This is a genomic window from Paracoccus sp. UBA5162, from assembly GCF_002413585.1.
Lineage (GTDB): Bacteria > Pseudomonadota > Alphaproteobacteria > Rhodobacterales > Rhodobacteraceae > Paracoccus.
Genome location: NZ_DHXG01000078.1, coordinates 1 through 5,463, shown reverse-complemented (window position 1 = coordinate 5,463; position 5,463 = coordinate 1). Strand labels below are relative to the sequence as shown.

At 67.5% G+C, this 5,463-nt stretch carries 5 protein-coding genes; 1 reads left to right on the top strand and 4 read right to left on the bottom strand.

Annotated elements, in window-relative coordinates; all coding sequences use genetic code 11:
- A partial coding sequence (locus tag B4A72_RS12740) for a 2-oxoglutarate dehydrogenase E1 component (protein ID WP_292978754.1) occupies positions 1-2,394 on the bottom strand: 2,394 nt, incomplete at its 3' end.
- Between the two features lie 129 nt (positions 2,395-2,523).
- Between B4A72_RS12740 and B4A72_RS12735 the strand changes: the two genes are divergently transcribed.
- Positions 2,524-3,432, top strand: coding sequence for a sulfotransferase (locus tag B4A72_RS12735; RefSeq protein ID WP_292952428.1), 909 nt, complete (start codon positions 2,524-2,526; stop codon positions 3,430-3,432).
- 47 nt (positions 3,433-3,479) lie between these two features.
- On the opposite strand, the gene B4A72_RS12730 is transcribed toward B4A72_RS12735, so the two are convergent.
- The 3 genes from B4A72_RS12730 to sucD all read right to left on the bottom strand — a co-directional run bounded on the left by B4A72_RS12730 (position 3,480) and on the right by sucD (position 5,463).
- A complete protein-coding gene (locus B4A72_RS12730; protein WP_292952431.1) occupies positions 3,480-3,956 on the bottom strand; it encodes a hypothetical protein in 477 nt (158 codons plus the stop codon).
- Positions 3,957-3,967: 11 nt separating this feature from the next.
- Positions 3,968-4,306, bottom strand: a complete 339-nt coding sequence (locus B4A72_RS12725) for a hypothetical protein (protein WP_292978752.1) — start codon at positions 4,304-4,306, stop codon at positions 3,968-3,970.
- 272 nt (positions 4,307-4,578) lie between these two features.
- On the bottom strand, positions 4,579-5,463 hold the full coding sequence (gene sucD, locus B4A72_RS12720) for a succinate--CoA ligase subunit alpha (RefSeq protein ID WP_292952435.1): 885 nt from the start codon (positions 5,461-5,463) through the stop codon (positions 4,579-4,581).

Sequence of the window (5,463 nt, the reverse complement as noted above, 5' to 3'; positions counted from 1 at the left end):
GTTCGCCGGCGTGGTGCAGTTGGCGACGATCCAGTTGTCCTCGGCGCACATCTGCAGGAACCGTTCCAGCCGGGCCGAGCTGTGTTCCGGGCCCTGGCCTTCGTAGCCATGCGGCAACAGCATGGTCAGGCCCGACATGCGCAGCCATTTCTTCTCGCCCGAGGAGATGAACTGGTCGAACATGATCTGCGCGCCATTGGCGAAATCGCCGAACTGCGCCTCCCACAGGGTCAGGGTATTCGGTTCGGCCAGCGAATAGCCGTATTCGAAGCCCAGCACCGCGTATTCCGACAGCATCGAATCGATGACCTCGTAGCGGGCCTGGTCCCCCTGGATATGGTTCAGCGGATAATAGCGATCCTCGGACTTCTGGTCGATGATCGCGGAATGGCGCTGGCTGAACGTGCCCCGCATGCTGTCCTGGCCCGACAGGCGGACGCCGCGGCCCTCGACCAGGAGCGAGCCGAAGGCCAGGGCCTCGGCTGTGGCCCAGTCGAACCCCTTGCCGGTATCGAACATCTCCTTCTTGGCCGCCAGCAGGCGGCCCACGGTCTTGTGCAGGCTCACGCCGTCCGGGGCGCTGGTCAGCGCGCGGCCGATATCGGTCATCATCGCGGCCGGGATGCCGGTCTTGCCGGCGACATATTCCGCGCCTTCGCGTTCGAGGCCCGACCACTTGCCGTCCAGCCAGTCGGCCTTGTTCGGCTTGTAGTTCTTGCCGATCTCGAATTCCTCGGCGAGATGGGCCTGGAAGGCGGCCTTCATGTCCTCGATCTCGCCCTCGGGGATCAGCCCGTCCCTGACCAGCCGGTCGGTGTAGATCTGCAGGGTGGTCTTGTGACCCTTGATGTTGGCATACATGGCCGGGTTGGTGAACATGGGCTCATCGCCCTCGTTATGGCCGAACCGGCGATAGCAGAAGATGTCCAGCACCACGTCCTTGTGAAACTTCTGACGGAATTCGGTGGCGACCCTGGCCGCGTGGACGACGGCCTCGGGATCATCGCCGTTGACGTGGAAGATCGGCGCCTCGACCATCAGCGCGATATCGGTCGGATAGGGCGAGGTGCGGCTGAAATGCGGCGCGGTGGTAAAGCCGATCTGGTTGTTCACGACGATATGGATCGTGCCGCCGGTGCGGTGGCCGCGGATGCCCGAAAGCTGCAGGCATTCCGCCACCACGCCCTGGCCGGCGAAGGCCGCGTCGCCGTGCAGCAGGACCGGCAGCACCGCGGTGCGGGCCTTGCGGTCGCCCAGCTGGTCCTGCTTGGCGCGCGCCTTGCCCAGCACGACCGGGTTCACCGCCTCCAGATGCGAGGGGTTGGCGGTCAGCGACAGGTGGACGATGTTGCCGTCGAATTCGCGGTCGGAGGAGGCGCCGAGATGGTATTTCACGTCGCCCGATCCGTCCACGTCCTCGGGCTTGAAGCTGCCGCCCTGGAATTCGTGGAAGATGGCGCGGTAGGGTTTTGACATCACGTTGGCCAGCACCGACAGTCGGCCGCGATGCGGCATCCCGATGACGATTTCCTTCACGCCAAGCGCGCCGCCGCGCTTGACGATCTGTTCCATCGCCGGGATCAGCGCCTCGCCGCCATCGAGGCCGAAGCGCTTGGTGCCCATGTATTTGACATGCAGGAACTTCTCGAATCCCTCGGCCTCGACCAGCTTGTTCAGGATCGCCCGGCGGCCGTTGCGGGTGAAGGCGATTTCCTTGCCATAGCCCTCGATCCGTTCCTTCAGCCAGGCGGCTTCCTCGGGGTTCGAGATATGCATGTATTGCAGCGCGAAGGTGCCGCAATAGGTGCGCTTCATCAATTCGCAGATCTGGCGCATGGTGGCGACTTCCAGACCCAGCACGTTGTCGATGAAGATCGGCCGGTCCAGATCGCCGGGACCGAAGCCATAGGTGGCGGGCTTCAATTCGCCATGATCGGGGACATGGCGCAGCTTCAGCGGGTCGAGATCGGCGTGAAGATGACCGCGGATCCGGTAGGCGCGGATCAGCATCAGCGCGCGGATGCTGTCCAGCACCGCCTGCCGCATCTGGTCGGTGGTCAGTTCGACCCCCTTTTCGGCGGCCTTTCCGGCGATCTTCCTCATCGCCTCGTCGGCCTCGGCCTTGCCGGACATCGGCCATTCGCCGGTCAGCGCGGCGGTGGTGTCGTCATGCGGCATCGGCGGCCAGTCGGCGCGCGACCAGGACGGGCCCTCGGCCTCGCGCAGCGCGTCTTCCTGGGCATCGCCGAGGCCGCGGAAGAATTCGTCCCAGGCCTGATCGACCGCGGCCGGATCCCTGGCCCACTGGCCATAGAGCTGTTCGACCCAGGCGGCGTTATGGCCTTGCAGGAAGGAGGAATCGTGGAAATCGGTGTTCTTGGGCTGGTCGTTCATCGTTTCGGACCTTTAGCGAGACATGAGAAGCCGGGATGCGGGTCTGGTCGGGGCGCGGCGCGACATGTATGCCGACGCAAATCGCGGGCCGCCGGCGGGACCGCAAGGCCGGATGTGAAAGGTGACGGGATGCAGAACTACATCTTCCTGATCGGGGCGCCCAAATGCGGCACCAGCAATCTGGCAGCGATGTTGGGCGCCTTGCCGGAGATCGCGTTGGCCCGTGGCAAGGAGCCGTGCTTTTTCACCGATTTCGCCGAGCGGCGCTGGTCCGGACCCGGCGCGCGCGCCTTTGCCCGCATCCCGCGTGATCTGGCCGATTACCACGCCCTGTTCGCGCACAAGCCCGCCGCGGCGTGGCGTCTGGACGCCTCGACCGACTACTTGTGGAACCCCGCCGCCGCCGGCCGCATCGCCGATTTCGCGGCGCGTCCGGACGTGGGCGAGATCCGGATCCTGGCCGTCCTGCGCGACCCGGTGGCGCGCATCATCTCTGAATATCAGCACACCCGGCGTGACCAGCTGGAGACGCTGGGGCTGACCGCCTCGCTGCGGGCCGAGGCGCAGAGGATCGCGGATGGCTGGCATCCGCTTTTCTATCACCGCCTGCGCAGCCGATATTCCGGCCAGATCGCCCGCTATGACGCGCTGTTCGGCGACCGGCTTGAAGTCCTGGATTTCCACGCCGCCCAGGGCGAGGCGCTGTTGCGGCAGGTCAGCCGGAACCTGGGCGTGGAACCGGTCGCAGATGTGCCTGCCGACCGGAATCGCAATGAAAGCTATGTCACCCAAAGCCGGACGGTGAAGGCCGCGCTCTACAACCCCGCGCTGAAGCGCGTGGCGCGCGCCCTGGTGCCGCGGGAATGGCGCAAGGCAGCCTGGGCGCGCATCGACCGCATGAACCGCACCACGATAGAGGTGAGCGAGCCGGACCGCGCGGCGATCCGAGAATCGCTGGCCGACGAGATCGCCGCCTGTGCCGCCGATCCGAGAATCCCGACCGTGAACTGGTCGCAGGCTTTCGCGACGCCGGCCTAGGACGGGGCCGGCGAGACAGCCGAAATCCGGGTGATGTCGGCGAGCCGTCACGCCGTCGCGCCGCATTTCACCACCATCACCGACACGCCCGGCATGGCGCTGGAGCCGCCGCCGGAATTGGTGCGGGCCGAGGCCACGCCCGCGTCGCCGCAGAGCCTGGCCGCCGCGCCGTCGACGCTGGCGGGTTCGGTCTGCTTCGGACGGAAGATCACCGAAAAGCCGCGATCGGCATTGCCCGAGACCGACACGACAGCGGACTGCCGCATGCCCGTGCGGCTGTCCATCGGTCCCGAAAAGCTGGGCGCGACCGGCGTGGGGGGCGCGATCTCGGCGGGCGGCCTGATCGCCGGCGGGGGCGTGCGGGGTGCCGCGGGCGCCATCGCATAGGGCGAGGTCGCGGCGGCGCTGCGGCCGGTGGTGGTCGGCGCGCCCGGCGGCGGCACGCAGCCCGCGAGCGCCAGCAGCCCCGCAACGGCAAGCGCCGGTTTGCGGATCGTCGTGATGGGGGTGAAGTTGACAATCATGCCCGATCTCCTCATGCGCAATAGATGTCGATGATACGTGCGCCGGGATCGGCAAGGGGGTCGATCCGCGGGATTTGGTCGATCCGCGCCACGGCGCGGCGTTCCAGCCCGCACAGGGCGCTTGCGGCGGCCGGTCCGGCATTGGCGGGCGCGCGGGCGGGCCGATAGATCAGCCGCCAGCCGAAGTCGCGGCGCGCTACGGTGCGCACCGAATCCGGCGGCAGGGTGCTGGCCTGATGCAGATCGGTGCGGGCGGGAATGCCGCCGCGCAGGATGTCTTCGGTCGCGCGTTCGCCGCAGCCCGACAGCAGCAGCGAACCCAGCAGCAGCGCCGGGCGCAGGTCCGTCATGCTGATGCCCGGAACCATCATGGGCGGGCCGGGCGATGCGCCGATCCGCGTCCGCGACCGGCGATCCCCGCCAGGGACATGTCCGGCCGAGGGATCAGGTCAAGCGGGCAAGATGCGATCGCCGCGCGCCGGTCGGGCAAGGCCGCGCCGCACGGGCCGCGCATCACGCCCGGAAGCGTTCCAAGCGAGGCGCCTCTGCGGTTGGCTGTCATTCACCCACTCCTTGCCCGTGCCATGCCATCGTCGCGAGGGCGGCGCCCGGTGTCAAATCATCAGCCCTTGATGGCCTTCAGCACCGCCTCGCCCAGCCCCGCGGGGCTGTCGGCGACGACGATCCCGGCCTTCTTCATGGCCTCGATCTTCGATTCCGCGTCGCCCTTGCCGCCCGAGACGATGGCGCCCGCATGGCCCATGCGCCGGCCCGCGGGCGCGGTGCGCCCGGCGATGAAGCCGGCGGTGGGCTTCCACTGGCCCTTCTTCTTCTGCCGGGCCAGGAATTCGGCCGCCTCTTCCTCGGCCGAGCCGCCGATCTCGCCGATCATGATGATCGATTCGGTTTCCGGATCGTCCAGGAACATGGCCAGCACGTCGACATGTTCCATCCCCTTGATCGGGTCGCCGCCGATTCCCACGGCGCTGGACTGGCCCAGGCCGACATCGGTGGTCTGCTTGACCGCCTCGTAGGTCAGCGTGCCCGAACGCGACACCACGCCGACGCTGCCGCGCTGGAAGATGTTGCCGGGCATGATGCCGATCTTGCATTCGCCGGGCGTCATGATGCCGGGGCAGTTCGGTCCGATCAGGCGGCTTCTGCTGCCCTCCAGCGCGCGCTTGACGCGCATCATGTCCAGCACCGGGATGCCCTCGGTGATCGCCACGATCAGCGGGATTTCGGCGTCGATGGCCTCCAGGATCGAATCCGCCGCGAAGGGCGGGGGCACATAGATCGCGGTCGCGGTCGCGCCGGTCTTTGCCACCGCCTCGTGGACCGAGTTGAAGACCGGCAGGCCGATATGCTCTTGCCCGCCCTTGCCCGGCGTGACCCCGCCGACCATCTGCGTGCCGTAGGCGATGGCCTGTTCGGTGTGGAAGGTGCCCTGCGAGCCGGTCAGGCCCTGGCAGATGACTTTGGTGGTCTTGTCGACGAGAATGGCCAT